The following is a 26948-nucleotide window of genomic DNA, read 5'->3' as shown; positions in this document are numbered from 1 at the left end:
TTGAGACTAAGTTATAATTTAATTTTTCTACTGATCCTGTTGAGCAGCCAGGTTACAGGCCAGGCATTACCGGATTCCAAAAAAGATACATGGAAGGGTTTTGAACGGTCTTATTTTAAAATAAATAAGCGTTCTGCCTATACCGTGAAACCAGCAAAAGCATTGCCAGGCAATCCCTGGGTATGGAGGTCTTCCTTTCCAGACTGGCATACTGAAATGGATAGCTTGCTGCTTGTCAGGGGCTTTCATATTGCTTATGTCCATGCAGATGATGAATATGGGAGTCCGGCCGATTTACAGATCTGGGACGAATTTTATGCCTATGTAACAGACTCCCTGAAGTTATCTTCAAAACCAGCATTAGAAGCCGTGAGCAGAGGTGCTTTATATGCCATAGGCTGGGCCAAGCGTAATCCCGGAAAGGTAAGCTGCATTTATGCAGAAACTCCGGTATATGATTTTAAAAGCTGGCCGGGAGGCAAAGGAAAGGGACCTGGAGATGCCGATTCGTGGAAACAACTGAAAAAAGCTTATCATTTTACTGAACAACAGGCCCTGGAATTTAGTGATAACCCTATTGATCACCTGGATGGGCTGGCTGCTTTCAAAATACCTGTTTTAAATGTAATCGGGATCAATGACCGCTTAGCACCACGGGAAGAAAATCTAGATATCTTTGTACATAGATACACTTATCTGGGCGGCCCTGCACTGGTTTACCCCATTACTGATGGCCCTCAGGAAATGAATGGACATCATATTCCAATTCATCATGCAGATCGTTATGCAGACTTTATAGTTTCCAACAGCTATCCCGTAAAAAATATTCTTCCTTATAGTGATTATTTTAAGGTCAGAAATGGGCTGACTAATTTTTATCAGACAGTTAAGCAGCAAAAGAAAGCTACTGTAGCATTTGCCGGCGGTTCAATCACCTATAATCCCGGCTGGCGTCAAAAAGTATGTAACTACCTGATGGAACGTTTTCCGAAAACCCAATTTCATTTTATCTCAGCCGGAATCCCTTCATTAGGCAGTTTACCACATGCTTTTCGTCTTCAGCGGGATGTCCTTGATTCGGGAAAAGTTGATCTCCTGTTTGTAGAAGCTGCTGTGAATGACCGGGTCAACAGAACTGATAGTTTAACACAGTTAAGGAGTCTCGAAGGGATAATATTGCATGCAAAAAAGAGTAATCCCTTCATGGATATTATGCTGATGGAATTTGCAGATCCTGATAAGAACCAGGATTATCAGCATCAGCTTATCCCTGTTGAAATAGCAAATCATGAACGCATTGCAGCGCACTATAATTTACCTTCAATTAACCTGGCAAAAGAGGTTTATGAAAAGATAAAAAACAAGGAGTTTAACTGGGAAGATGATTTTAAAGATTTGCACCCCTCCTATTATGGTCAGGAGCTATATTTTGCAACTATTAAAAGTTTACTGAATACCTGTTTTAATCAATCAGCAGCTTTGAAACAAACAGGTTCTTTGTCTCAAAAAGCTTCATTAACCTACAAAAAAGCAATTTTACCAAAGGAACTGGACAAAAACAATTTTTCCAAAGGCAGTTATCAAGATATCAAAAACGCCCATTATGATGTCAACTGGAAAATAGATAAAAACTGGACACCTTCCGATCAAAAAGCGACAAGGGCAGGTTTTGTTAATGTTCCGGTATTAAGCTCAGCTCATCCAGGTTCCAGCCTTTCTCTTTCCTTTGAGGGAAATGCAATTGGTATTGCTGTTATTTCCGGCCCGGATGCAGGAATCATTACTTATGCTATAGATGGCTCCCCAAAAAAACAAGTTGACTTATTTACGCAATGGAGTAATTCATTGCATTTACCCTGGTATGTTTTACTGGGTTCTGGTTTAAAAAAGGGCAGCCATGTTTTAAACATATCAATTGATAAAAATAAAAATTCTGGCAGTCAGGGCAATGCATGCCGTATCGTATACTTTTTAAAAAACTGAAATGATGAATAAACTCTATATCAGTCTGATGATCATACTCACAGGTTATCAGGCCAAAGCTCAGCAGATGCCCTTAAAATTATGGTATGACAAACCGGCAAAGCAATGGGAAGAAACATTACCTCTGGGTAATGGCCGTTTAGGCATGATGCCCGACGGAGGTATCAGTAAAGAGAATATAGTGCTTAATGATATCACTTTATGGTCTGGTGCCCCACAGGACGCTAATAATTATGAGGCCTATAAAAGCCTTCCCCAGTTAAGAAAGCTTTTAGCCGAAGGAAAAAATGATGAAGCGCAGGCATTAATGGATAAAGATTTTATCTGTAAAGGTGTAGGATCTGCGAGTGAACCTTTTGGTGCTTACCAGGTATTAGGCAACCTCAGTATAGATTTCACTTATTCTGGAAATCCATCTGTCAAAAACTATCAGAGAGAACTTTCTTTAAATGATGCACTGGCAAAAAGTACTTATTCAGTTAATGGGGTAAATTTTAAAAGAGAGTATTTCACCAGTTTCGGGGATGATATCAATATCATCAGAATTACCGCAGATAAAGCAAAGCAAATCAATTGCACAATCGCTATCAGCAGGCCGGAAAGATCTGTAGAGCATATGCAGGGGGATGACCTGCTGCTATCAGGCGAGTTAAAAAGTGGTACAGCCAATCCTGGAATGAAATACCTGGCCCAGGTAAAAGCACAGACAGCAGATGGAAAGATCACAACAACAGCAAATACAATCACTGTAAAAAATGCTACAGAACTGATTATTTATGTTTCTGCGGCCACTGATTATAAGAATCAGGATTATAAACAAAAGATAGCCCGGGAGCTCCAAAAGGCTATCAGAAAAAGCTATGCTTTACAAAAAGCACAGCATATCACTAATTATCAAAAACTATTTAACAGGGTAAGTTTAAACATAGGCAACAATACAGGTACAGGAAAAGAAATTGTCAGTCAGGAACCAACTGACCAGCGGCTTTTGAGCTTTCACCGCAATCCTGATGCAGATACAGGATTACCTGTTCTCTTTTATCAGTTTGGAAGATACCTGACTATAAGCAGCACCAGGGTTGGCCTGCTTCCGCCTAATTTACAAGGGTTATGGGCCAACCAGATTCAAACGCCCTGGAACGGAGATTATCACCTGGATGTGAATGTACAGATGAATCACTGGCCTGTTGAAGTCTCTAATCTTTCAGAATTGAATTTACCGCTTGCAGAACTGGTTAAGGGCTTAGTTAAACCTGGTGAAAGAACAGCCAAAGCATATTACAATGCAGAAGGCTGGGTAGCACATGTAATTACCAATATCTGGGGATTTACAGAACCAGGAGAAAGCGCGTCCTGGGGAATTACAAAATCAGGTTCAGGCTGGCTGTGCAATAATTTATGGGAACACTATGCCTTTACTGAAGATGAATCTTATTTGCGCTCCATTTACCCGGTGCTTAAAGGATCTGCAAAGTTTTATAACAGTATGCTGATTAAGGACCTTAAAACCGGCTGGCTGGTAACCTCTCCGTCTTCATCACCTGAAAATGATTTCTATTTACCCAGTGGTAAAAAATCAAGTATTACCGAAGGGCCAACTATAGATAATCAGATTATCAGGGAACTCTTTAACAACGTTATTACGGCTTCTGAGTTGTTAGGAACGGATAAATCTTTTCGTGATTCTCTGACAGCAAAACTGAAAGACCTGCCGCCGGCAGGGCAAATCAGCAAAGATGGCAGAATCATGGAATGGCTTGAAGATTATAAAGAAACTGATATTCATCACCGCCATATTTCCCATTTATATGGATTATATCCAGCCTCCCTGATCACCACAGAATCTACTCCTGAATTAGCCGAAGCCTGCAAAAAAACACTTGACGTTCGCGGAGATGATGGGCCAAGCTGGTCTATAGCCTATAAACAACTTTTCTGGGCAAGATTACATGATGGTAACAGGGCCTACAAGCTTTTTAAAGAAATTATGAAACCTGTTTATAACACCAATATCAATTATGGTGCAGGAGGAGGAATTTATCCTAATTTATTATCTGCAGGCCCTCCTTTTCAAATAGATGGAAATTTCGGTACAGCAGCAGGGATAGCAGAAATGCTGATACAAAGCCATGCCGGATTCATAGAGCTTTTACCGGCTATTCCGGATAACTGGAAACCTTCGGGCAGCATCACAGGGATGAAAGCCCGGGGAAATTTCACCGTTGATTTTAAATGGACGGATGGGAAAGTAATCAGTTATAGGATCAGGTCGGCAAAACCACGTAAAGTTAAAGTGAAAATTAATGGAGAACTCAAAGAAATCGTGGCTTCGCCGATATAATATTCAAGTAACACCGAATACCTGAATTTTCCATGAATAAATAATAACTTAAGCTGTTTGACTCCTGTTATACCCTAATGAATCAATTCAATGAACCAAATATTCAAATCCGTTTTATCACAATCCTTTATTCTCTCTTTGTTGACTCTTGCAGCAGCAAATCAAAGCAATGCGCAAAACATAACCATTCCGATAGAAACTTCACATCAGGCATTGGTACTCCAGGCAGATGAGAATAAGAATTTAAAAAACATTTATTTAGGTAAAAAACTAGCTGATCCAAAGGAATATGATTTCATTAAAAGCAGATATAAACAAACTGAAGATTATTCCGGTTTGCTGAATTCGGCATATACCCCTTCAGGGTCAAGAAACCTGATGGAACCAGCAATATCGGTGATCCATGCCGATGGTAATATGTCTTTGGATTTAAGATATATCAGTCACAAAACAATCCGCTTAAATGATAATGTGTCGCTGTTAACAGTGTTGCTTAAAGATCCGGTTTACAATTTCGAAGTTACTTTATATTATAAATCTTATCATAAAGAAGATGTCATTGAACAATGGAACGTAATCAGACATCATGAAAAAGGGAATGTTACTTTACAGAAATTTGCTTCGGCCAATTTAAATCTTCAGGCACAAAGCTTTTGGTTAAAACAGTTTCATGGCGATTGGGCGAAGGAAATGCAGCCTGAAGAATCAAAACTCACCCATGGTATAAAGACCCTGGATACCAAATTGGGTACACGTGCCAATCTATTTATGCCATCAGTTTTTATGGTTTCTCTCGATAAACCTGCCACCGAAGATGAGGGTAATGTATTATATGGTGCACTGGAATGGAGCGGAAACTTTAAAATTGATTTTGAAGTAGATTTTCAGGATAACCTGAGAATTATTGCAGGGATGAATAACTACGCATCTCCTTATATTTTAAAGCCGGGTGAAGAGTTCACAACACCTGCATTTTTATTTACACTATCTGATAAAGGAAAAGGTGAAGCCAGCAGAAAATTACAGAATTGGGCCAGAAACTATAAACTGCTCGATGGCAAGGGTAACCGGCTTACCCTTTTAAACAATTGGGAGGCTACCTATTTTGATTTCAATGAACAAAAGTTAAGCGGGTTACTCAAAGACACCAAAAAACTTGGGGTAGACTTATTTTTGCTGGATGACGGCTGGTTTGGCAATAAACATCCCAGAAATGACGATCACGCTGGTTTAGGTGACTGGCAGGAAAACCGCAGGAAATTACCGAATGGAATTACTTCGCTCGTCAAAGAAGCCGGAGCTGACGGCGTAAAATTCGGGATCTGGATTGAACCGGAAATGGTTAACCCTAAAAGTGACTTGTATACTAAACATCCGGATTGGGTAATCAAACAGCCAGACAGAGAAGAACATTATTTCAGAAATCAGTTGGTACTCGATCTCAGCAATCCTAAAGTACAGGATTTTGTATATGGTATAGTAGATTCGTTATTCATTAAGGCCCCTTCACTGGCTTATATCAAGTGGGACTGTAATGCTGTTATTTACAATGCTTATTCAGCTCATTTAAAGAACAATCAGTCACAGTTTTATATAGATTATGTACACGGGCTGTATAAAGTACTGGAAAGAATAAGAGCTAAATATCCGGTAGTGCCGATGATGTTATGTTCGGGCGGTGGTGGCAGGGTAGATTATGGCGCACTAAAATATTTCACCGAATTCTGGCCAAGCGATAATACCGACCCGGTAGAACGCATATTTATACAATGGGACTACTCCTATTTTTACCCGGCCATTGCCAGTTCCAATCATGTAACAGACTGGGGCAAACAGCCCGTCAAATTCAGAACAGATGTCGCTATGATGGGCAAATTAGGCTTTGACATTGTAGTCAGCGAATTAAAAGAGAATGATTTAAAGTTCTGTCAGGATGCTGTAAGTACTTATAATACACTGAAAAATGTAATCTGGCAGGGTGATCAGTATCGCCTGGTTAACCCGCATGAACAAAATATGGCTTCACTAATGTATGTAGATTCAACAAAATCTACTGCAGTGATGTTTAATTACCTGGTTAATTACCGTTATGGGGAAAGCAGTAAAACACCTATCCGCTTAAAAGGGCTTGATCCGGCTAAAAAATACCGGATACAGGAGATTAATATTTATCCGGGCACAAAATCCCCTGTTCAAAGTGAAAAGCTGTTTTCTGGTGATTTCCTGATGAATATAGGGTTCAATCCTGAGGTCAATACAACCAGAACCAGTGTTATTTTAAAGATTACAGCAGATTTATCTAAAGCTGCAAATACGTTGTAACAACCGGCAATGCCGGGTTCAACCCGGACATTGCCGGTTTCAGCTATTATACATCTTGTATAACCCGTGCTATATCCTAATTTAGCGTTTATATTCAGCTTATTTCAAAATGGCCATATGAACAACAAGAAGACTTTTAAGATTTCCAATAAAATAATATGGCTAAGCTCTTTTTTTCTGGGTATACTGACCTCCGTTCCAAAAATTGCCGAACATCATTTTAATCCTTATGAAGCGCTGGTAGATTCGACCGTTACTTTTCTATTTGCTGTTTTGATATGGTATTATAATATCCTTACGCTTCCTGTTTATTCTTCAAAGGATGTTGCCAATGGCTTTTCAATGATACGTTTGATTAAAGGCCTGTTTTTCGGGATAGTGGTCATGTTTATTTTAGCCTGTATTCAGCAATACCTGTTGTCACATCTCAATTTCGGGCCAGTCGTGTTAATGTTTGAAGTCAGGGGTATTTTGGTAAACATCACCTTTTATATGTTCCTTCATCTTTTATACCAGAGTTTTCAGAATCAACAGGTGGGTATAGAGCTGGAACGCACCAAAACAGATAACCTTGGTGCGCAGTATGAATTGCTTAAACAACAGGTTAATCCTCACTTTCTGTTTAATAGCTTAAATACTTTAAAATACATGGTAGAAAGCGAAGATGAACATTCGGTAGATTTCATCTTAAAGCTTTCAAATTTCTACAGATTTACGCTGGAAAGCCGCAAACTTGACCTCATCAGATTAGCTGAAGAACTGGAAATACTGGACGCTTATATCTATCTGTTAAAGACACGTTTTGAAGATGGGATTGAGCTTTCAATTGATATTAATCAGGATTATTATCAGTCTCTTTTACCTCCCTTTACGCTGCAGCTCCTGATTGAAAATTGTATCAAACATAATATAGTATCACTGGACCGTCCGCTGCATATTAAACTATATTCAGAAAAGGATTACCTGGTCATTGAAAATCAGCTTCAGCTAAAAAAAACATCAGAACCTTCTACAGGAATGGGGCTCGACACAATCAATCAGCGCTATATCCATCTTTTAAATAAAAAGATAGAAATTAAGGTCAGCGAAACATTATTCACTATTAAATTACCAATCATCCATGGAAATCATCATCATTGAAGACGAGATCAAGGCAGCCAGATCACTCGCTAATCTGATTGTTAAAATCAGACCTGCAGTTAAAATCACAGCCCAGCTGCAGAGTATCGAAAGTGCCGTTGGTTATTTTTCTGAAAACAAGCAGCCTGATCTGATTTTCATGGACATTCAGCTTTCTGATGGTCTGTGTTTTGAAATATTTAAGACAGTTAGCATTCAGTGCCCGGTTGTATTCTGTACAGCTTATGGTGAATATTCAATGGATGCCATTAAGGCTAATGGTATTGATTATTTGCTCAAGCCGTTTTCTAAAGAAGAATTAGAAACTGCATTTGAAAAGGTAGAGAACTTTAAGAATTTCTTCCAGGAAAACACCCGGCCCGATCTGGAACAATTATTAAAAAGAATTGGGATTGATGAGGGGAAAAAAAGCTTTTTGGTTTTTAAGCATAATAAATATACAACTATACAAACTGATAGTATAGCCTTTATTTATATCAGAAATGAATCAGCGACTATCATGACCTTTCAGGGTCAGGAATATACGCTTTCACAATCACTCGATCAGGTACAAAGTCTGCTGTCTTCTAAACAATTTTTCAGGCTAAACAGACAATATCTGATTAATTTCAGTGCGATTAAAGATGTTGAGCACTATTTTGATAGAAAATTATTCGTACAGCTGGTTATTCCCAGTCCTGATAAATTACTAATTGGAAAAGAAAAAACAACTGGCTTTTTAAGCTGGCTCGAAAACAGGTAAAAACCCCATTACAGGGCGTTTACCTGTCTTCATTTATTCCGCTATCTTTTTTGCCTGCAGTAAAATAGCAATCAGAGAAACCAGAAGCACAAAACTAAATTCCATTCCGTTTCTGCCAGGACCAACAACATACCAACCGTCAGGATAGTGAACCAGTACAATTCCTGTGATTAAAATTAAGCAAAAGACAGGCACGATAAAGCGAAGAAATTTCCCAAGGATCAATAAGACAGACCCGATAATTTCAAAAGATATCATGATCCAGGCCAAAATTACCCCAAAAGGGGCAAATCCCACAGTATTCAGGTAAGATTCTCCAAAAGCATTTACCGTTTGATTAAATACACCATGCAAACTATGTGTCAGGAAAATAGTTGCTACAGCTAAACGTATCAGAAAGAGAGGGTTGATTGCGTTAATTTTTTTCATCTTTAAATATATTATTTTTCATTGAACACAAAAGCCGCATACTATTCTTTTTACATCTATTTCTCAGCAACAGTTTAATCCTCGCGTCCCAGATACTTTAGTTTTACCAGGGGAAAGTTTATCCTTGTTTTAAAATCCAGATGTTCATAAATTTTTATGGCTCTTGTATTGGAATCAACAACATGCAGAAAAGGTGTATTTCCTTCTTCTAAATTCTTACTGCATAACACATTTAGTAAACGCTGTGCATATCCGTTCCCGGTATGCTCCGGATGAGTGCAGACAGCACTCAACTCTGTAAAACCTTTTAATTTAAAACGTTCTCCGGCAGCAGCAACCAAATGGCCGTCTTTTTTAATGCCATAATAATCTCCAAGCAATGAAGTCTTCTGTTTAAAAAAACCAGGCTGCACTAAATTCACCAGTTCAAAGAGTTCACTGGCCTCGGCAGCAGAAAGTTTGATGATTCCTTCCCTGTCAATTGTCTTAAAGGTGGCCGGCATATAAATCATTTGCAGACAATTCAACTTGTTTAAAGTCTCCCAACAATCCGGAATACCATGCACATCATCCTTCAGAAAGACTTCTTCATTCAACTCAAAAAAAGGCGCTATATTTTCTAATAATTTACCATCCGTCCCTTCCATCCCCATAAATGGAATAGTATCTTTCTCATATCTTTTAATTTCAATGGTACCCGCTGAGAAATTCTGATGATTGTTTGTTAAAGCGTTCCATATTGGATTATCCAACATTGATAAATAAGCTTTCATACCTGTATATTTTATTTGATTGCTATCCGGATTCTTACTGATTGGTAAATGATCAGCTATTATTCCGGCGATTTCATTGTTAATATTTAAGCGTCTTTTTTTGAAGCCTGTAAACTATGATATCTCTGATAATAAGTCTTCTCTTTCAGCATCTCTTCCAGCTTTTCGATATTTTGCAATAGCTGTACCTGCTGTTCAAACATTTCCTGATTTAAAGCAATGATATCATCCCAGAGTACCCGGTATTTCGCTAAATCTTTTTGTCCCTTTTTAGTCAGTTTCACAAGTCTCTTTCTGCTATCACTCGTTGATTTTTCAGATTCGATATACCCGATATTTTCCAGGCTCTTAGCAATATGAATCACCGCCGGATGAGTCAGGTTCAGTTCCTTTGCAATATCAGAGATGCTTATACTGCTTCTTTTGCTCATTAAATAGTAAAAGATAAAATCCTTCGTTTCCAAAGGTAATCCCTGTTCCTGATAAATCAGTGTCATATCATTTACCAGAGACTCATACAACCTTCTTAGCCTGGCGCCAATGGCGAATGAACCTGATTCATTAATAATGTTTGCTATCATTGTATATATTTACGTAAACATTTACGTAAATATATACAATGATAGCAATATCCAAAGAAATTTTAATGAGAAAATTTGTTAAGCAACCCCTTCTAACATAGCTAAGACACTAGCATCAAAATTCACATTCAACTTCCCATTTTCAATCACATTTACAAATCCGAGATTACAATGATGCTGATCTGTGTCTTTAAATTTATGCGCATAAATACCGGTCACATGCATTTTATCTTTAGCACTTGTTGGATATAACAATAGGCTGTTTTTACTTCCCCAATGTGCATTATAGGCAAATATTTGTTTCAAATCTTCGTCAGACGGCTGATTATCTTCTACAATCTTCCATTTAGTATCGATGATAAATCTTTCTAAAGTATCTATTGTATTTGAATGTTCCCGTTCAAAATAGATATCCGGTCTGATAGTTTTATTATTCCAGAAAATCCGGGTATTCTGGCGTTTAACCTGATAGCGCCCCCTCAGGTTTTTATCTAAACATACAGTTATGAATTCTTCCCAGAGTTTATTCATATCAAAAAGTATAGCAATTAAATTCTCGTTTCCTCCATAAATATCCGGCGAATAATTTAGGATGATTAGCCTGGCTATATTTATAGCTTCTTTATACGGGACTGTTTTTCTGTCCCATACTATGCTTTCGAAATGCGAATGCCCTATTCTTACTTCTTTGATTTCTGGCATTGAAAATAGTATCCGGTTTATCCTGTCTGTTAATGTAGCTTTCAGATTGATATTTTTAAGAACTAATAATGCATTCAGCAGGATCTGATGAATTAAATGATCATAAGTATATTGCTGGTGTTTTGTATAAAAACGCTCTTTATGCACCAGATTATATTGAATATTTTTCGAAAAAGCCAAACTGCCTTTTAAAGCCAGAATATTTCCTTCGGTTTGCTGATACTTTTTAAATAACCCACTATGGAGCAGAAATTCCAGTTGATCCAGGTATAATTGAAAGTACAAATCTAATATGGAATGAGGTTTCTGGTTTAAATCGGCCGTTGTTAAACTCTCTATTTTAAGTCTTCCGGAGATCTTAAGCATCTGTAAAAGAACATTTTGCCACTTATCAAAATCAGCTGATTTATTTTTATCGGCCTTAGGTAAGATTTCAATAACCGTATTGGATATTTGGATAACGCCAACGTAACTTTTAAATTTCACGCCATTTCTTGTCCCAATAAAATACTTTTGCTGGTTAGCATCATTGTACTTCCACAAACCATCAATGACTTCAGGGCCAAGTCTGCTGCCATCATTACACAGCGCATATTTATCTAAGGTTTCATGCTCAAAAACCTGAATCTTTCTAACCATTATATTGATTTAAAGTCCCATTCATTTTTAGGTCTGATCACATAAGTATAACGATCAATAAAAGAATCAATTCTGGAAGGATCATAATCCTGGAAATTTGCAAAACTTGCCAGGTTATGATGGTGTTTTTCTACGAAAGAATTGCCTAATACCAATCCAATCTTACCGAAGTCACCATAAAAATACTCCTGCAATAAAGGAATAATGGAGTATTCAAAAACCTGGTTTAAATCAGCTAAAGTTTTGATCCCCATAAAATAGGCATGGCCTATCTGGTGATCTTTATCTAAAAGAATAATCAGGCGTTTATTAATCAGTTCAAGCAATACTTTCAAATGAATATGACCATCAGATAACTCAACAAAACTATCTTCCAGCAGCCTGCTATCCGGCATCATTTCCGAAAAAATGAAGCGGCGGCGAAGTGCTGTATCCAAAGCTTCGACAGATCGGTCGGCGGTATTCATAGTGCCAATGATATATACATTATCCGGAACAAAAAATGGCTCTTTAGAATATGGCAGTATAACTTCCAGCTCTTCAGTTCCTCCGTAACGCTTACTTTTCTCAATCAGCGTGATCAGTTCTCCAAAAATTGAAGAAACATTTCCTCTGTTTATTTCGTCAATAATCAGAACAAATTTCTTTTTAGAATTGTCAATAACCTTTTCAAAATTCATTTTTATATACTCACCAATTGGTACAGTATAAGACTTCCAGTCAATGATCTCATTATCCTCCATATATTTTCTGACCATCGTTTTAGTAACCTCTTTATCGCTGGAATTGTCATTCTGCGGGGTTACCACTGACGTTTCATTCATAGCTATGGATACATGAAATCTTTTCTTATGAACAGGGGTCACCAGCTCAATAAACCCCTTATTTTCAACATCTTCTACAAACTGACTATAAGAATCATCAAATTTTGTTAAAGCTCTCCTTTCAACTGCTTTGGCACAAAGCCGTTTAAAAATACCATCCTCAATTTTATAGGTTACCTGCTGATCTATAGTTTCTGGTTTGATCCCTTCAATAAAATCCTCATAAGACATATTTTGATGAAAAGTAGTAAATACAATTTGTCCATCAATATCATTATCCCAATCCTTGATTAATAATTTTCTGAATTCTCTGGTTAGTGCCGCTCGCTTCTCTGGCTCAGTACCCGCCATTTGTTTAACTTCGTCATAAAAGTCAGGGTTTATAATCGCTATAGCCCTGTCAATTGTGGCAAATGTCTTCCCTGTTCCCGGCGGGCCATAGAGTATCTGGTTTAAGCTCATATTCATGCTATTATTTACATAAATTTCATTCTTATTTTTATTCAATAGAATTGTCCTGATCCGATCACCTACAGTAGTTTCCAGATAAATAAGCTGTTCTTTTATCTTTCCCGGCAGATCAGGGTCATCAGTTGAAATCCCCTCTTTAAAGCCAATACTAAAACCACCCATCCAATTGAACCATTCACACTGATCGGGCAAAATGACCGTACTCTGCTTATACTTATACTGATTAGCCCCTTCAAAATGCAAATCAACAAATAAGTGATTTACTTTCCCGTTTCTTGTTCTGATTGAAATTTCATAATGTGCTTCTTCTCTCCCTATAATTTTATCTGTATCAGAAATCCACACATAAGTGTGTTTTTTAGGTTTGGGTGCCAGTCCATGATCAGAAATTTCAGCGAATGAAAAAGTACTCAGGACAGATACATCTTCAAGAAGATTTTGTTTTAAATCTTCGATGATGTCTGTAAAAGTAATTTTGCCCCTATCCAGCATGGTATACAGAATATCCTGTGCCAGAAGATGGTGATTAGTGTCCTGATAAACATTGCCGGGGAGTATTTCTTTATAAATTTTCAATAACTCCTCATCAGTATCAATATATTTTTGAATAAACGCTTTTAATAAGGAAAGATAATGAGGATACTTATTACCCATTTTTGCAGGCCATTCATTTAACAGTTCACAAAACTTCCGGTAGAAAGAATTTTTATAAAGTGCGTATTTCTCAGGATTGTAAAAAGTTAAAAAGGCAGACATAGTCCGCTCATCATGATGATGCTGATTTGCCGTACCCAAAGCACTGCAAATACTGCTAATTACCCTCCCAAATTCAGAAATTCTATTTTCGAGGGTAATGCGCTCATCAAACAGTATTTTGAATGCATCTCTGTATTCTTCAGGCTTATTTTTCCCCAGACGGTTTCTAACTCCGAAACCACTGTGAAATATTAAATTCTTATAATTAATACTTCTAATTTCTTGATCAAAGTCTGGGGCACCCAGATGCGGCCTGCCTCTATACTCTGCTATCAGCTCCCATTTATATAATTCATCCTTTAACCTATTCCTGATCAGGTGATCCTTATAGTTCTCAACCAGTTCTTTAACAGGGTCATCATCCTTTTTTACAATTTGAAACTCATCCCCCATTTTCTGAAGAAATTTCCTCGCTGTATCTGTCGTAAAATCTTTATATTCTAAAAATTGATTATTGGCAATTTCATTAGCAATAGCTATCGTATGTTTAGGGGAATAAGATTTTTTCTCATAAATCAAATCCCAAACCGAAGAGGTTGCATGAGCGTATTCTATATCATTGTTATTGATATAATTAATCGCCTCTATAATATGATTCTTTGTAATATTCTCTGGGATCATTGATGAGTTTATTGCATAGACAGACATCTGAATATTAAATAATAATTACAATTTACAAAATTTTTATAAACACAACAAATAATAACAATAACTTTAAATCGAATAAGTTAAAGCAAAAAGGTTTTACTACTGAAGTACCAGGGATTTATATATTGTCATTAAATTTGTCATCAGATGGAAAACTCTAAAAAAAATCAACAATATATTATGAAATCATACTTCTTTTTATTCTTAGCCATCATTAGTGAAATTACCGGAACTACATTTCTAAAAAAATCTGAGGGTTTTACAAAATTCTATCCAGGTGCCATCTCTGTAATAGGAATATTATTTGCCTTTTATTTTTTGAGTATAGCCATTAAAACGATGCCTGTTGGAACTGCTTATGCAATCTGGTCGGGGGTTGGAATAGTTTTCATCACTATCATTGGAATTTTAGTATATAAACAGATACCTGATACAGCAGCAATTATCGGTATGTCTTTAATTGTTGCCGGTGTAATCATCATTAATCTATTTTCTAAAGCAGCAGGGCACTAAAATCATTTCCTATGCATAAAGAAACCCTTATCAGATTCTTTCAGAATACTAATCTGATTTCATTCTCCTCAGCAACAGAAATTGCGGCTCAGTTTAGCAGTAAAATCATTTTAAAAAATCAGTTCCAGCTTACAGCAGGTAAAATATGCGATGAATACCTATTTCTCGAAAAGGGATATTTGCGTGCATTTGCAAATAATACAGAAGGAAATGAGATCACTACTGGTTTCTATTCACAGGGACAAATTATATTTGAGGTTTCTTCTTTTTTCAATCGTACAGGATCACAGGAGAACATACAGGCATTAACAGATTGTGAGGGCTGGGTCATTAATTATGAACAGTTAAATAACCTTTTTCACACGCTACCAGAATTCAGAGAATTTGGGCGATCAATCCTCGTTAAAGGATATTCAGAGCTTAAAAACAGGATGTTATCTACCATTACAGAATCTGCAGAAGTAAGATATAAGCAATTGTTAATGGCAAAACCTGAAATCTTCCAATATGTTCCTTTAAAAAACATTGCTTCTTATCTTGGCATTACCGATACTTCCTTAAGCAGAATAAGGAAAGAAGTATCCAAAAGAAAATAAGCAATTCATTTCTTGCCAAATGGCAAGAATTCATCATACATATAATACTTCCTTTGTATAAACAATTAAACAATGGAACACTTACCCCTTTATATCAAACCGATATTTATACTCAGTACGCTGTTAACTATCCTATTGCTGTATAAAGCCACCCGGTATTCAAAACCCATCATCATCGTTATAGTATTGTGGCTGGTAATACAATCAATCCTTAGTCTTTCCGGGTTTTATACCGTAACTTCCGGAATACCTCCGAGATTTGCAATCTTGCTTTTCCCTCCGGTCATCCTGATAGCACTCTGCTTTTTTACCAGTAAAGGAAAGACAGTGATGGACAGATCTGATGTAAAGATATTAACCTTACTTCATACTGTAAGAATCCCGGTAGAACTTGGTTTATATGCGTTATACCTGCACCATGCTGTACCAGAAATCATGACATTTGAAGGTAGAAACTTTGATATATTATGCGGGTTGACTGCTCCTTTTGTTTACTATTTCGGGTACATCAGAAATGTTTTGAGCAGAAATATATTAATCGTATGGAATATGGTTTGTTTACTGCTGCTTGCTAATATTGTTTTAACAGCAGTTTTATCTGCACCATTTGCATTTCAGCAATTTGCATTTGATCAGCCTAATATTGCACTAGCTTATTTTCCATTCGCATGGCTCCCCTGCTGCATTGTACCCATTGTATTATTTGCACATCTGGTAAGCTTAAGGAGGTTGTTTATAGCCTCCGTCAAACCCTAAACCATTTTACCGGACTACTCCTGTTTACGAACAATAGAATTTAAAAAAGGAAGGAAGGAAATCGTAAAATTAGCATAAGGTGCTGAGTTTCTTTTGTTATCAATAAAATATGTTGAAGGCGCTTTTCCCTGTTCAAATATTCTTGCAGATAAAGTCGAAAATAAACCTCCGCTAATGCCAAACATGACCTTTTTCGACACCTTATATTCAAAGGCTGGCCCTGTTTTAAGCTCCAGGGTTGAACTGATGACATGCTTTGGCTTAGCTGGTTCATTTAGTGACATGAAGGTTTGTGTTCCTGTCATTTCAGTTCCTATAGACAGCCAGCTTCTTTCAGATAATTTTTTCTTTAATAAAACACGTGAAGGAAGATCGGCAAACAACTGAAGATTACCCTTTTGAAATTTATGAGAATAAGTGATCAGTGGAATAAAATGAGTCGGTATAGTTGGATCATTGATATAAAACAACCCTGCTCTAAATACCGTTGATGCCGTCTGTACAAATTGGACTGTTATCCCCACAAGTCCGTTTACTCTTCTGATAGCAGATAATTCATCGGTCACTCCAGAAATATTTGCCGAATAAATGACCTGATGTCCAAATAATGAGTCTACCCTGTTATAACTCAGCGTCAATGTCATTGTTGAAGAATTTGTAGTTGTATTTTGTACAGGTAGCCCGGGATTATAATTAGTTACCCGGTTGAGATCAACATGCTGATACAGATAGTTGATATTCGCAGAAATGATATTTTTACTCCATTGCGCAATGGGAAGATTGAAATTTACTCTAACCCTGGTCACCTGACTTTGAGCATCAAAAAACTCATTTCCACGAAGTCTGGACTTTACATTTCCTCTCCCAATAACATCAGTAGAAATAAAGCCCTGTCTTAAAAGCGGATATTGAATTGCAGCTTCACTGAGATAAGCCATTTTGACGGAATCGGTCATTCTTTGAATTGCGGCTTGTTTTGTAGATTGAGCAAATGATCCACTGATAGTTATCAGCAATAACAGATGGAATAAAAGGTTTTTTTTCATGCAGTTAAAGGAATTTTAATTACACGAAGTTATCCCCCGGGAACACTTAAAACTGGAATTTCAGGGTGAATAGCACAAATAAGGAAACGAGATTGACAGAAATGATAGTGAAAGAACAGAACTCTGTCAGCATATATTTTAAGATTCAACCCATTGCAAAAAATCACCTGCTTTGATTTTACTCACAATAATTCTCTCAGGTGTTTCGCATATCAGTTTAACAAAAAGACGGCGGTTAAAATAATGCTCAACCTCCTGAATACTATCTCTTCTGATAATAAATTGCCGGTTTGCTTTATAAAACTGACCAGGGTTTAACATGGTTTCCAATTGCTCCATATTGTACTGTGTGGTAAACTGGCTATGATCAGTATGAATATAAACCACGCCATTACTGGTATAAATAAAGTTAATATCAGCCGTCCTGACCGGTATAATCTTTTCTTTAAAATAAACCAGAATAGACTGTTTATGTTTAGTATCCATCTGTTCAACCAGTTTGACTATTTTTTGCTGATATCCGGATTTTTGGGTATCAAATAATGATTTCAGATGCTGGAATTTCAGAAGACTCTGTTCCAGCATAGTTTCATCAATTGGTTTTAAAAGATAAGCTATGCCATTGGTTTCAAAAGCGCGGATGGCATATTCATCAAATGCAGTACAAAAAATCACAGGAGCATTCACCTGCACATCCCGGTAGATATCAAAACAAAGCCCGTCGCCCAGTTGTATATCCGAAAAAACAAGATCTGGTGAAGGGTTTTCTTCAAACCACTGTACAGCTGATTTTACAGATTGCAAAATACCTATGACTTCAATATCATTGTCTATTGCTTCAATAAGGCCTTTTAACTCTTTAGCCGTTTTAATCTCATCTTCTATAATTAATACTTTCATCCTAATAATAAGGGTAAGGTGACAACAAATATGTCATTATATTCGCAAACTCCTACTTGCTGATCCGCCAGTAACTGATACCTTTCTTTTATATTTTGAAGCCCTTTACCAGTACTTTCTTCAACAGATAATTTTGGCTGAAAACTATTTTCAACTATTAAAGAAGGATGATCATTTGTGTAAATTCTGATACGTAAAGGCTTTTCAGGGGAAACTACATTATGTTTCACCGCATTCTCAATAAGCAACTGCAAAGAAAGTGTAGGAATACGGTAATGGAGAAACTCATCAGGTACATGGATTGAGATTTCCAGGGCATCTTCGAAACGTTCCTGTAAAATGTACAGATATGATTTCATAAAAGCCAATTCATTCCTGACACTAGCCAAATGATGTTCATTGAAATTAAGCAGATAACGGTATACATTCGATAATTGAATTACATAGGTTTTAGTCTCCTGATCTTTAGCAATAGTTTTTAATGTACTTAACGAATTAAATAGAAAATGAGGACTGACCTGCTGTTGTAAAGATAAAAGCTGAGCTCTTAACTGAGCCTGCTTTAGTATTTCATTTTCAAGCTTTGACTTTTGCAGTATAATATTAATCTGGATATTATAAATGACGATATATATAAATACACTGATAAAAGAAATCTTGGTTAGATTGATGAGAAAATCCTGAACATTATTATAATTTGGAGAATCAGTCATTGATAACCTTGACCTGAACTCAATTGAAAGATAGTCCAGCCCAAGAAGGATACAGATAACAATGATATTACTGATTATACCTTTGGTAATATTGTTCTTCTTTTTGGCGAAATGAAGAATAAAATAATTGTGAATAAACCAGCAAATAGAAATATTGCCAAAAGATCTGAGAACGTTTTCGATCAAAATTCTAATCTGATGATTTTCAATATGTTCAAATTTCTGAAGAAACCCAATCGCTGCGAAAGTGATGGATAAAAAAATCCCCCATTTAATCTGATATGTCCTGAACATTTCTAAATTTAATGCTATTCTCAAACAATATATCAAGAAATATATCGGGATTGACATTTATAGCGCTGAGAGGGACATAATCTTGTTTGAAAGACTAGTATTTAAGGTATTCAAGAGTTATGAATACCTTAAATACTATAGATAACTTTGCTATTTAATCTGCATTTTCCAGAAATTCATCCAGGTTGTCAAGTCCGGCTGTGAAACCTTCCTGGAAGCCCATTTTAAGGATCATCTCCATATCAGCTTCCTGGTCAAAAGTAATTTCGATGTTTACAGTTGTCCCCTCATTAGTCTGACTAAACTCTTTCTTCCAGTGCATTTTTGGGAAGTCCTGGTTTTCATGACCCTGCTCATCACAAAACATGACTACAGTAGTGATGCTCTTATTGAGTTCAATTGTTTTATAGTCTACCCTGCACCAGTTTTTTTCCCCTTCAGGGCTCACCATACCATATAACCACTGGCCACCTTCTCTAAAATCCATTTTTCCCGTTTCGGCCTTATAAGGTTTCGGGGCCCACCAAAGATCAAGTATTTCAGCTGTAGTCCAGGCTTTCCAAACCTGTTCCAATGGAGCATCAAATGATCTTACCACATTAAGTTTTTTGTTTTCCATGTCTTTTGAAAAGACTGCTTTGTTTTTTGTCATGACTTTTTATGATTTTGGTTTTTCAATAGCTCGTCTAACTGGTTAAAGCGGTCTTCCCATTGTGCACGGAACTGCTCTACCCATACATCCACTTCTTTCATCTTTTGTGGATTAAAATGATAATATATCTCACGACCGGTCTGTTTCTGGTTGACCAGCTGACATTCAGTAAGTATTTTAATATGTTTTGATATGGCCTGCCGGCTACTTTCGAAATGCTCAGCAACGGCATTGGGGGTCATCGCATGAAGGGCCAATAAACTCAGAATAGCCCTGCGGGTTGGGTCGGCAATAGCCTGAAATACATCTCTTCTCATATAAAATAGCTTACGCAACCGATTGATTGCGCAAGTTATTTCTACTATTTTTTATTTTCTGGTTAAGCGGAATACTTTGGTTTCATGCGCATTAACCGTTCCTTTCCATTTTTTGCCAGTTCCAGCTATTTTATGCTGCCATAAATCTTTAAGCTGATAATTCCCGTTCAAACCAAATTCTGCAAAATCATAGGATGTCTGCCGGGCCTGATCGCTGCGGTTGAGGATAGCTAATGCATATTCATCATTTGACAAAGGCTTTAAGAAAACTGTCCAGGTCTCATTATTGATTTTCCTGACCGCCTGTTTTCCTAAGGCATCCTGATTTATACTGATAATCTCAGGGTTCAATAAGATACGCTTAACTTCTTCGCTCATATTTCTGACATCATTAGTAGCTGCCAGCGGCGATGCCAGCATACACCATAAACTCATCTGACTCTGATACTCTACAGCCGTACATCCGGTTCCCCCTAAATCACCAGACGGACCTTTTTTACCATTTAATCCAACAACCAGCATATCCATATCGTTCCAGCGTCCAGGCCCGGCATATTGCGCTAAAGAGGAATTCAGATCAATAATATCCAGGATTCCTTCTCCTGCTTCCTCTACAGCTCTTCTTTTCCATTTATCACGGACATCATTGGTGGTCCGCCATAACTGTCCTCCCGACTCTGCTGCCCATGACCATGGTTTACGTCCGCCCCACTCACAAATTCCAAAGACTATATCTCTGCCGCTTTTTCTCAGGGCATCAGCCATAGTTTTGTATCTGTTCTTTGCAGTTTCTACATCTTCCGGGGCACCACAGTAATCATACTTCAAATAGTCTATACCCCATGAAGCAAATGTTTTTGCATCCTGTTCCTCAAAATGAAGACTCGCTGTATATCCGGCACAGGTCAGAGATGAAGCATCAGAATATATACCTAGTTTTAAACCTTTATGGTGAACATAATCGGCCAGTGCTTTAATTCCTGAAGGGAATTTTTTGGGATCAGCAATGATATTATTTTTATTATCCCTGCCACCCTGCCATCCATCATCTATCAAAACATAGTTATACCCTGCCTTTAACATGCCGGTAGTAACCATTGCGTCAGCTATTTCCATAATATCTTTTTCATTGATATTATCAGCAAAATAATTCCAGGTCATCCAGCCCATCGGGGGTTTGGACGCCAGAGTTACTTCTTTACCGGATTGGGCATAAGCTTTAAGATTAAACAGGCAATATGTAATTATAAATACATAAAATGATCTTTTTCTCATCTGCATGAATAGATTTGTTTAGAATATTTTTCAATTTAAACAAATCTATGAGCTAATAGCTATAAAACGAATGGGGAATTCATTGATTAGCATGAACTATTCAATGATTACTTTTTATCTTTTTGCAAGGATGCGATATCACCCAGATCTTTTTTTTCGGCCTGTGGCTTCTTTATTTTTGATAAACTCATTTTCATTACTTGGTTTAATCCAAATGTCCAGATCACCTGTATGTTGACTCCACAGGATATCCTTTATCAATCCAGTCAATCTTAATATTATCCGGCAGGTCCAATAAACGGACATTTGTAAATTTCTGTTCAGCCAGGGCTTTAAATGCAGGTCTTATATTCGGACATTTACCCATTGGACAACAGCCACAGTAAATCACAATAGATTGATTTTTCGGCATCGTCTTTAAGACTTCCTTTAACTTCTCTAAATTTACTGCATCACTTGCAGCCCCTGTATTTGTTGCCCCTTTGATGTTCTGAACAACCCCTATATTATAAATTTTAACGTCTGCCTTTTTACTGATCAGCTCAGCAAGTGCTGAAGGGGCGATCAACTGATCCTCTCTCCACGGATTAGTTTGAAAATAAGGTTTTGGAACCTGTGCATATGAAACAGCGGTTATACCTAAAGATAACGATAGTATAAATGATACTTTTAATAAAATGTTCTTGATCATGATTTCTCTTTTATGTTATTATTCAGTGTTTAAATAACTGTAATCAAATGCTCCTGCTCCTCATTTTCCAGCCAGCCGAAAGAAATCAAATGTTCATCAGATAATCCATGTTCCTTCAAAAGAAGTTCGAATTCTTCTGCGCCATCAGCTGCTACTGCTACTAATAAACCGCCGCTGGTTTGAGGATCTGCAAGGATAAACCGCTGATGATCTGTCAGGTTTCCTACCTTATGTCCATAACTATTCCAATTTCTTTGTGTACCGCCCGGATAACAATTCAGATCCAGATAATAAGGTAAGGATGAAATTACCGGAACCTTATCAAATTCAATAGTTGCTGATAAACCACTTCCCTCACATATTTCGGCCAGGTGCCCAAGCAGACCAAACCCAGTGACATCTGTCATTGCCTTTACGCTTGCTGACTGACCAAATAGCTCACCCAATTTATTTAAAGTGACCATACTTTTTAATGCAACCGCAGCATCTTCAGGCAGTAAAACACCTTTCTTTTGTGCTGTAGATAATATTCCTACACCAAGCGCTTTTGTTAAATATAAACGGCAGCCAGCAATTGCAGTGGAATTTTGTTTAAGCTCAGGAATATTTACCAGTCCATTTACCGATAAACCAAAAACTGGTTCCGGGCAATCAATGCTATGACCGCCAGCAAGCGTAATTCCTGCTTCAGCACAAATAGCCCTTGCCCCTTCCAATACTTTCTGAGCAATTTCCGGAGCCAGTTTTTCAATTGGCCAACCTAAAATAGCAATAGCCATTACCGGTTTTCCACCCATTGCATACACATCACTAATTGCATTTGCAGAAGCAATTCTGCCAAAATCATATGGATCATCTACAATAGGCATGAAAAAATCTGTAGTTGAAATCAAGGCCGACCCATTCCCTAAATCAAATACTGCAGCATCATCTCTTTTATCATTTCCAACTAAAAGACGGGGGTCGGTTGTTGCAGGAACCGCACTGTGCAAGATCTTATCAAGTATAGCAGGGCTGATCTTGCAACCGCAACCTGCACCATGTGAATATTGAGTTAGTTTTATATTTTGTGAATCCATTTCTTCGATTTATAATTATTTTCCGGAATTCAATTCCTGTACTGAAGCACGTATTTTAACAGCATTAGCTATAATATCCTGATCATCAAGATCTAATAAAACAACTCTCTCTTTATTACGCTTACTCAAACCTGTTTTATAAGTCTTATCATAATAAACCAGTACGATACGGATAAAGTCTGGCATCCGATCCTCTTCAATTGCCAGAATAGCATTTTTAGTCTGTTCAGGCCCCAATCTTTTCCAGATACGCTCCGTACATTCAATCAAAAAGTTTTTATCCAGAGCGCCATATTCTCTGGCCAGCAGCTCAACACGGTGTTCATGAGGGACATTAAGGTTCAGCAAGAAAGAACTTCTCATTTGATACCAAAATGGATTTGGTATACATCGCTTGCCAATAGTTAAGCTTTCGTCTTCTACCCATACCAGGCGATCCGGGTTAAGTTTATGAAGTTGAAAAGCTAAGTTATTTTCAAATTGCTCCTGAGTAGGCTGCAACATTTTATTCATTGTACCATACGATGAGCCCTGATGCTGGGCCAGTTCTTCTAAATCTATAACCTGTTCGCCTGTAGCATGCAGTTGATGAAGAAGTCTGGTTTTCCCTGAGCCAGTCATTCCGCCCAAAATGATCAACTGATAAGTTTTTTCAAATTGCGCGGCAGACCACCTGCGATAATTTTTATATCCACCCTCAATGAGGTAAACTTCAAAACCATATAAATCCAGTGCCCAGGCCATTGCACCACTTCTCATTCCGCCACGCCAGCAGTGGACCGCAATCTTTTTTCCCGGGGATATTTCCAAAGCCTGCTTAATAAAGGCAGACCATTTGCTCCCTGTCAGATCAAAACCTAAAAGGATTGCCTGTTCCCTTCCAACCTGTTTATAAGTTGTTCCCACAAGCACACGTTCTTCATTACTGAAAATAGGAATGTTAAATGCACCCGGTATCCTCCCTTTTTCAAACTCAGCCGGAGTTCTGACATCGACTAAAGGAATGGGTTCAGGTAAGCAGATAAAATCGTTAATAGTAATTGGTCTGATCATTTTAGAGATTTGGTACAAAGATTCGTAAATATGATCAAATTCTGGAAATTACCTGCTTATCCCTATCAAAGATTAGTTATACTTTACAGTACTGTCATAACTATCATCTATCACTTTATCCTTCCACTCCTGTTTTCTTTCTTCCAAAATCTTAGCAATACTTTCTGTAGTGATACCGGCAGTTCTGTTATATGCGGCAATATAGACTGCTAGTTTTTCTTCTACAGATTTAACACTATTTGTAAAATCCACAAAGTCTTTAATCATCCGTTTACGGCCGGCAGTTGAAGAAAATAAAATATCATTATATCTAAAATACCTGTGTGCCAGATCATTTCTCCAGGCTAACACTTCTCTGAACTCTTCCATATCAATATCATTAATATGATAAGCTTCCTGTAATAAAGTAGTCATCACCCCAATCATTTGTTTACTATGATCATATTTAGCCCATATAGCTTCATAGGCTTCCTTTGACTCAGGTTCATTCTTTACGATATCATCAATAGCCAACATATTGATTCCCTGCTGTTCAAGGGCTTGTCCCATATAAATAGCCCTGCCATAATGGGCATAGAGCAATAATGCCTGTTCGCTTTCTTTTAAATCGTATTCTGCTATTGCTTCCTGATAAGTTGTATGTTTCATTAATCTGTTTTTATAGGTTATTTCTAGTATAACGGCTGCATCGGCTATTATGTTCTGTGTTACTCAATTTTTTATATCTTCGGTTATACAAATTCTAATCATTCCAGCATGAAATTAACGTTTACCTCTTTCTTGTTATCTGCCTGTTTATTTTCTGTTGCCAGCACAAAGACTTCTTTTAATCAAGCAGCTGCGCCTTTTACAAAAACGCCGGTCCTATTTATAAAACCACCCGTTTTTATCAAAAAAAGTCAAACTGAATCAACAGTAGATCAAAGAGTTGAACTGGTAAGTATTATATTCAGGCTTGCAGGTAACCCCGAGTATAATATGAAATTTGCCAAGAATTACATCAAAGATATCCATGATTATTTTGACAAATACAAAAACGAACCGGTCATCAATTTTGCAAGAGAACTTAGCCAGGAAAAGGGCATGGGTTTTTCCAGGGTCATGTTTCTAGTGGTAAACCTTGAATTTAAGGACAACAAGTTTTCTCTGATCAAAGTATCAAAGAACAGTATGGATGGGAAATGGGCTATGGACGATGCCGTAAAATTTGTAAACCTGCTTAATGATTTCTATAAAATCTCTGCTTTTGATATCTTCTTCAAAAATCATCAGGAAAATTACAAACAGGCAACTGATCAATTTAATAACATAACAGCCAGTTTTGATACAGAATGGTATTTAAATTATTACGGTGAACACAGCGTTGATTACAGAACTGTTTTGGGGCTTGCCAATGGTGGTGCCAATTATGGTCCGGACGTATTCCCTGCAGATCAGAAAAAGATTGTCTATGCAATTATGGGTTCATGGATTTTTGATGAGGCAGGAAATCCTGTGTTTTTAAAAAATGATTATTTGCCTACACTGGTACACGAATTTAATCATTCCTTTGTTAACCACATTCTCGATGAGGATGACAATGCAAAATTACTTGCTGCCAGTAGTGAAGTTCTTTTAGATGCCCAAAGAAACGAAATGAAACTTGAAGCCTATGAGGATTGGAAAAGTTTAATCAATGAATCGCTGGTAAGAGCATGTGTTGTCAGGTATCTGATTGATCATAAAAACAATCAGCAGGTTATAAAAGACGAAATTCTGTTACAAACCAATAAAGGTTTCATCTGGACAAAAGAACTGGTTTCTCTGCTGGGAGAATATGAATCTTCGAGAACCCAATATCCCGATTTTAAAAGCTTTTATCCCCGTATCATTACTTTTTTTAATGAAACGGCCCGGGATATCAGCAAAATAAAAGCAGCCTATGTAGACAGACAGCCAAAAGTAACCACTATATCTCCTTTTAAAAATGGCGAACAGGACGTTGCCCCTTTAACAAGTGAAATCGTGATAAATTTTGACAGACAAGTAACCGGTAAAGGTTCTATACGTTATGGTGAATCAGGAAAAGAACATTTTGGAGTTACCAAAGTCGTTGGTTACCTGAATAACAACAGGTCCTGCAGGTTAGCACTGGAATTAAAACCTGATACAACTTATGAATTTATACTATCCGGCGATAAATTTAAATCTGCCACAGGATATTCACTTCAGGATTATTTAATCAAATTCAAAACTAAAAGCAATTAATGTTGTTCTTTCCGCCATGCGCTCCATGCTCCTGTACTCCATAAAGCCCAGATCACCAGTACAGGCTGAAATACTAATCTGATCCCACGGAGTAAATCAGAGTTCAAACCGAAAGCATTAATATGGTTCACATACTGAGAGATATTTCCAGGAAAAACAAGTACAAAAAACAGGGCAACTATCCATCCAATCTTTACACGCTGGCTACTCCAGAGCAGCAAAGCAAGACCAAAAGAAATCTCAACAATTCCGGACAGGACAACCACTAAATCTCCGTTTAAAGGAATCCATGCAGGAACCTGCGCCAAAAACTCAGTTCTTGCCCAGCTCAGATGCCCTGCGCCTGCAATAATAAGTATTAATCCAAGTAATAAACGACCAATAGTTTGCGCTGTATTAACCTTTCTTTGTTCCATTTTGCATTAAATTAATCGCACAGGAAGAACATCAGGACTCTCAAAAAGT

The 26948-nt window shown here is 37.3% G+C and carries 25 protein-coding genes; 9 read left to right on the top strand and 16 right to left on the bottom strand.

The genetic code is table 11. From position 1 onward, the window contains the following. The 5 genes from HDE68_RS05155 to HDE68_RS05135 all read left to right on the top strand — a co-directional run bounded on the left by HDE68_RS05155 (window position 1) and on the right by HDE68_RS05135 (window position 8528). Window positions 1-1983: an SGNH/GDSL hydrolase family protein gene (locus HDE68_RS05155; protein WP_221300669.1), complete on the top strand. Its 1983-nt coding sequence runs from the start codon at window positions 1-3 to the stop codon at window positions 1981-1983. 1 nt (window position 1984) lies between these two features. Further along, window positions 1985-4324 carry a glycosyl hydrolase family 95 catalytic domain-containing protein gene (locus HDE68_RS05150; protein WP_183879557.1) on the top strand — a complete coding sequence of 780 codons (2340 nt, stop codon included), beginning with the start codon at window positions 1985-1987 and terminating at the stop codon, window positions 4322-4324. Window positions 4325-4414: 90 nt separating this feature from the next. Continuing rightward, the gene (locus tag HDE68_RS05145; protein WP_183879555.1) at window positions 4415-6646 is read left to right on the top strand and encodes an alpha-galactosidase; all 2232 of its coding nucleotides are present in this window, start codon (window positions 4415-4417) and stop codon (window positions 6644-6646) included. Window positions 6647-6763: 117 nt separating this feature from the next. Further along, window positions 6764-7786, top strand: coding sequence for a sensor histidine kinase (locus HDE68_RS05140; RefSeq protein ID WP_183879553.1), 1023 nt, complete (start codon window positions 6764-6766; stop codon window positions 7784-7786). Next, the gene (locus tag HDE68_RS05135; RefSeq protein ID WP_183879551.1) at window positions 7767-8528 is read left to right on the top strand and encodes a LytR/AlgR family response regulator transcription factor; all 762 of its coding nucleotides are present in this window, start codon (window positions 7767-7769) and stop codon (window positions 8526-8528) included. Before HDE68_RS05140 ends, HDE68_RS05135 begins: the two co-directional genes overlap by 20 nt. Window positions 8529-8561: 33 nt before the next feature. Here the strand turns inward: HDE68_RS05135 and HDE68_RS05130 are convergent, their stop codons facing one another. The 5 genes from HDE68_RS05130 to HDE68_RS05110 all read right to left on the bottom strand — a co-directional run bounded on the left by HDE68_RS05130 (window position 8562) and on the right by HDE68_RS05110 (window position 14324). Then, on the bottom strand, window positions 8562-8957 hold the full coding sequence (locus tag HDE68_RS05130; RefSeq protein ID WP_221300668.1) for a DoxX family protein: 396 nt from the start codon (window positions 8955-8957) through the stop codon (window positions 8562-8564). Window positions 8958-9031: 74 nt separating this feature from the next. Continuing rightward, entirely contained in the window at window positions 9032-9730 is a 699-nt protein-coding gene (locus HDE68_RS05125; RefSeq protein ID WP_183879549.1) for a GNAT family N-acetyltransferase, read from the bottom strand. A gap of 86 nt (window positions 9731-9816) precedes the next feature. Beyond that, complete coding sequence (locus tag HDE68_RS05120; RefSeq protein WP_183879547.1) at window positions 9817-10311, bottom strand: MarR family winged helix-turn-helix transcriptional regulator; 495 nt, start codon at window positions 10309-10311, stop codon at window positions 9817-9819. A gap of 78 nt (window positions 10312-10389) precedes the next feature. After that, a complete protein-coding gene (locus HDE68_RS05115; protein ID WP_183879545.1) occupies window positions 10390-11652 on the bottom strand; it encodes an McrC family protein in 1263 nt (420 codons plus the stop codon). Further along, on the bottom strand, window positions 11652-14324 hold the full coding sequence (locus tag HDE68_RS05110) for an McrB family protein (RefSeq protein WP_221300667.1): 2673 nt from the start codon (window positions 14322-14324) through the stop codon (window positions 11652-11654). Before HDE68_RS05110 ends, HDE68_RS05115 begins: the two co-directional genes overlap by 1 nt. A 174-nt stretch (window positions 14325-14498) precedes the next feature. Here HDE68_RS05110 and HDE68_RS05105 point away from each other — a divergent pair, with 174 nt between their 5' ends. From HDE68_RS05105 to HDE68_RS05095, 3 genes are all read left to right on the top strand, one after another. Continuing rightward, on the top strand, window positions 14499-14864 hold the full coding sequence (locus HDE68_RS05105; protein ID WP_317617684.1) for a multidrug efflux SMR transporter: 366 nt from the start codon (window positions 14499-14501) through the stop codon (window positions 14862-14864). A gap of 11 nt (window positions 14865-14875) precedes the next feature. Continuing rightward, window positions 14876-15460 carry a Crp/Fnr family transcriptional regulator gene (locus tag HDE68_RS05100; RefSeq protein ID WP_183879543.1) on the top strand — a complete coding sequence of 195 codons (585 nt, stop codon included), beginning with the start codon at window positions 14876-14878 and terminating at the stop codon, window positions 15458-15460. A gap of 72 nt (window positions 15461-15532) precedes the next feature. After that, complete coding sequence (locus HDE68_RS05095; RefSeq protein WP_183879541.1) at window positions 15533-16216, top strand: hypothetical protein; 684 nt, start codon at window positions 15533-15535, stop codon at window positions 16214-16216. Window positions 16217-16230: 14 nt separating this feature from the next. On the opposite strand, the gene HDE68_RS05090 is transcribed toward HDE68_RS05095, so the two are convergent. From HDE68_RS05090 to HDE68_RS05045, 10 genes are all read right to left on the bottom strand, one after another. Beyond that, complete coding sequence (locus tag HDE68_RS05090) at window positions 16231-17262, bottom strand: DUF6268 family outer membrane beta-barrel protein (protein ID WP_183879539.1); 1032 nt, start codon at window positions 17260-17262, stop codon at window positions 16231-16233. A 138-nt stretch (window positions 17263-17400) separates the two neighbouring features. Continuing rightward, the gene (locus HDE68_RS05085) at window positions 17401-18162 is read right to left on the bottom strand and encodes a LytR/AlgR family response regulator transcription factor (protein WP_183879537.1); all 762 of its coding nucleotides are present in this window, start codon (window positions 18160-18162) and stop codon (window positions 17401-17403) included. Next, window positions 18159-19169, bottom strand: coding sequence for a sensor histidine kinase (locus HDE68_RS05080; protein WP_183879535.1), 1011 nt, complete (start codon window positions 19167-19169; stop codon window positions 18159-18161). Before HDE68_RS05080 ends, HDE68_RS05085 begins: the two co-directional genes overlap by 4 nt. A 154-nt stretch (window positions 19170-19323) precedes the next feature. Then, complete coding sequence (locus tag HDE68_RS05075; protein WP_183879533.1) at window positions 19324-19821, bottom strand: SRPBCC domain-containing protein; 498 nt, start codon at window positions 19819-19821, stop codon at window positions 19324-19326. After that, window positions 19818-20138: an ArsR/SmtB family transcription factor gene (locus tag HDE68_RS05070; protein ID WP_183879531.1), complete on the bottom strand. Its 321-nt coding sequence runs from the start codon at window positions 20136-20138 to the stop codon at window positions 19818-19820. Before HDE68_RS05070 ends, HDE68_RS05075 begins: the two co-directional genes overlap by 4 nt. A gap of 51 nt (window positions 20139-20189) precedes the next feature. Then, the gene (locus HDE68_RS05065; protein WP_221300666.1) at window positions 20190-21413 is read right to left on the bottom strand and encodes a glycoside hydrolase family 27 protein; all 1224 of its coding nucleotides are present in this window, start codon (window positions 21411-21413) and stop codon (window positions 20190-20192) included. Between the two features lie 223 nt (window positions 21414-21636). After that, a complete protein-coding gene (locus HDE68_RS05060) occupies window positions 21637-22104 on the bottom strand; it encodes a rhodanese-like domain-containing protein (RefSeq protein ID WP_221300665.1) in 468 nt (155 codons plus the stop codon). 29 nt (window positions 22105-22133) lie between these two features. Continuing rightward, window positions 22134-23183, bottom strand: coding sequence for a selenide, water dikinase SelD (selD, locus tag HDE68_RS05055; RefSeq protein WP_183879529.1), 1050 nt, complete (start codon window positions 23181-23183; stop codon window positions 22134-22136). Between the two features lie 15 nt (window positions 23184-23198). Next, window positions 23199-24236, bottom strand: a complete 1038-nt coding sequence (gene mnmH, locus HDE68_RS05050) for a tRNA 2-selenouridine(34) synthase MnmH (RefSeq protein ID WP_183879527.1) — start codon at window positions 24234-24236, stop codon at window positions 23199-23201. 72 nt (window positions 24237-24308) lie between these two features. After that, on the bottom strand, window positions 24309-24884 hold the full coding sequence (locus tag HDE68_RS05045) for a hypothetical protein (protein ID WP_183879525.1): 576 nt from the start codon (window positions 24882-24884) through the stop codon (window positions 24309-24311). Window positions 24885-24992: 108 nt separating this feature from the next. Here HDE68_RS05045 and HDE68_RS05040 point away from each other — a divergent pair, with 108 nt between their 5' ends. Beyond that, complete coding sequence (locus HDE68_RS05040) at window positions 24993-26483, top strand: DUF4932 domain-containing protein (protein ID WP_183879523.1); 1491 nt, start codon at window positions 24993-24995, stop codon at window positions 26481-26483. Here the strand turns inward: HDE68_RS05040 and HDE68_RS05035 are convergent. Continuing rightward, window positions 26480-26899: a hypothetical protein gene (locus tag HDE68_RS05035; protein ID WP_183879521.1), complete on the bottom strand. Its 420-nt coding sequence runs from the start codon at window positions 26897-26899 to the stop codon at window positions 26480-26482. The two genes, HDE68_RS05040 and HDE68_RS05035, sit on opposite strands and share 4 nt — an antisense overlap. Window positions 26900-26948: the final 49 nt, after the last annotated feature.

Origin of the sequence: Pedobacter cryoconitis (assembly GCF_014200605.1) — a bacterium.
Taxonomy (GTDB): domain Bacteria; phylum Bacteroidota; class Bacteroidia; order Sphingobacteriales; family Sphingobacteriaceae; genus Pedobacter; species Pedobacter cryoconitis_B.
Note: the sequence above shows the minus strand (reverse complement) of the source record. Positions and strands in the feature narration are given on the sequence as shown.

Excerpts from the sequence above, each read along its gene's own strand:
- HDE68_RS05150 (WP_183879557.1), top strand. The coding sequence starts at position 1,985 with ATGATGAATAAACTCTATATCAGTCTGATGATCATACTCACAGGTTAT.
- HDE68_RS05145 (WP_183879555.1), top strand. The coding sequence starts at position 4,415 with ATGAACCAAATATTCAAATCCGTTTTATCACAATCCTTTATTCTCTCT.
- HDE68_RS05140 (WP_183879553.1), top strand. The coding sequence starts at position 6,764 with ATGAACAACAAGAAGACTTTTAAGATTTCCAATAAAATAATATGGCTA.
- HDE68_RS05135 (WP_183879551.1), top strand. The coding sequence starts at position 7,767 with ATGGAAATCATCATCATTGAAGACGAGATCAAGGCAGCCAGATCACTC.
- HDE68_RS05130 (WP_221300668.1), bottom strand. The coding sequence starts at position 8,957 with ATGAAAAAAATTAACGCAATCAACCCTCTCTTTCTGATACGTTTAGCT.
- HDE68_RS05125 (WP_183879549.1), bottom strand. The coding sequence starts at position 9,730 with ATGAAAGCTTATTTATCAATGTTGGATAATCCAATATGGAACGCTTTA.
- HDE68_RS05120 (WP_183879547.1), bottom strand. The coding sequence starts at position 10,311 with ATGATAGCAAACATTATTAATGAATCAGGTTCATTCGCCATTGGCGCC.
- HDE68_RS05115 (WP_183879545.1), bottom strand. The coding sequence starts at position 11,652 with ATGGTTAGAAAGATTCAGGTTTTTGAGCATGAAACCTTAGATAAATAT.
- HDE68_RS05110 (WP_221300667.1), bottom strand. The coding sequence starts at position 14,324 with ATGATCCCAGAGAATATTACAAAGAATCATATTATAGAGGCGATTAAT.
- HDE68_RS05105 (WP_317617684.1), top strand. The coding sequence starts at position 14,499 with ATGGAAAACTCTAAAAAAAATCAACAATATATTATGAAATCATACTTC.
- HDE68_RS05100 (WP_183879543.1), top strand. The coding sequence starts at position 14,876 with ATGCATAAAGAAACCCTTATCAGATTCTTTCAGAATACTAATCTGATT.
- HDE68_RS05095 (WP_183879541.1), top strand. The coding sequence starts at position 15,533 with ATGGAACACTTACCCCTTTATATCAAACCGATATTTATACTCAGTACG.
- HDE68_RS05090 (WP_183879539.1), bottom strand. The coding sequence starts at position 17,262 with ATGAAAAAAAACCTTTTATTCCATCTGTTATTGCTGATAACTATCAGT.
- HDE68_RS05085 (WP_183879537.1), bottom strand. The coding sequence starts at position 18,162 with ATGAAAGTATTAATTATAGAAGATGAGATTAAAACGGCTAAAGAGTTA.
- HDE68_RS05080 (WP_183879535.1), bottom strand. The coding sequence starts at position 19,169 with ATGTTCAGGACATATCAGATTAAATGGGGGATTTTTTTATCCATCACT.
- HDE68_RS05075 (WP_183879533.1), bottom strand. The coding sequence starts at position 19,821 with ATGACAAAAAACAAAGCAGTCTTTTCAAAAGACATGGAAAACAAAAAA.
- HDE68_RS05070 (WP_183879531.1), bottom strand. The coding sequence starts at position 20,138 with ATGAGAAGAGATGTATTTCAGGCTATTGCCGACCCAACCCGCAGGGCT.
- HDE68_RS05065 (WP_221300666.1), bottom strand. The coding sequence starts at position 21,413 with ATGAGAAAAAGATCATTTTATGTATTTATAATTACATATTGCCTGTTT.
- HDE68_RS05060 (WP_221300665.1), bottom strand. The coding sequence starts at position 22,104 with ATGATCAAGAACATTTTATTAAAAGTATCATTTATACTATCGTTATCT.
- selD (WP_183879529.1), bottom strand. The coding sequence starts at position 23,183 with ATGGATTCACAAAATATAAAACTAACTCAATATTCACATGGTGCAGGT.
- mnmH (WP_183879527.1), bottom strand. The coding sequence starts at position 24,236 with ATGATCAGACCAATTACTATTAACGATTTTATCTGCTTACCTGAACCC.
- HDE68_RS05045 (WP_183879525.1), bottom strand. The coding sequence starts at position 24,884 with ATGAAACATACAACTTATCAGGAAGCAATAGCAGAATACGATTTAAAA.
- HDE68_RS05040 (WP_183879523.1), top strand. The coding sequence starts at position 24,993 with ATGAAATTAACGTTTACCTCTTTCTTGTTATCTGCCTGTTTATTTTCT.
- HDE68_RS05035 (WP_183879521.1), bottom strand. The coding sequence starts at position 26,899 with ATGGAACAAAGAAAGGTTAATACAGCGCAAACTATTGGTCGTTTATTA.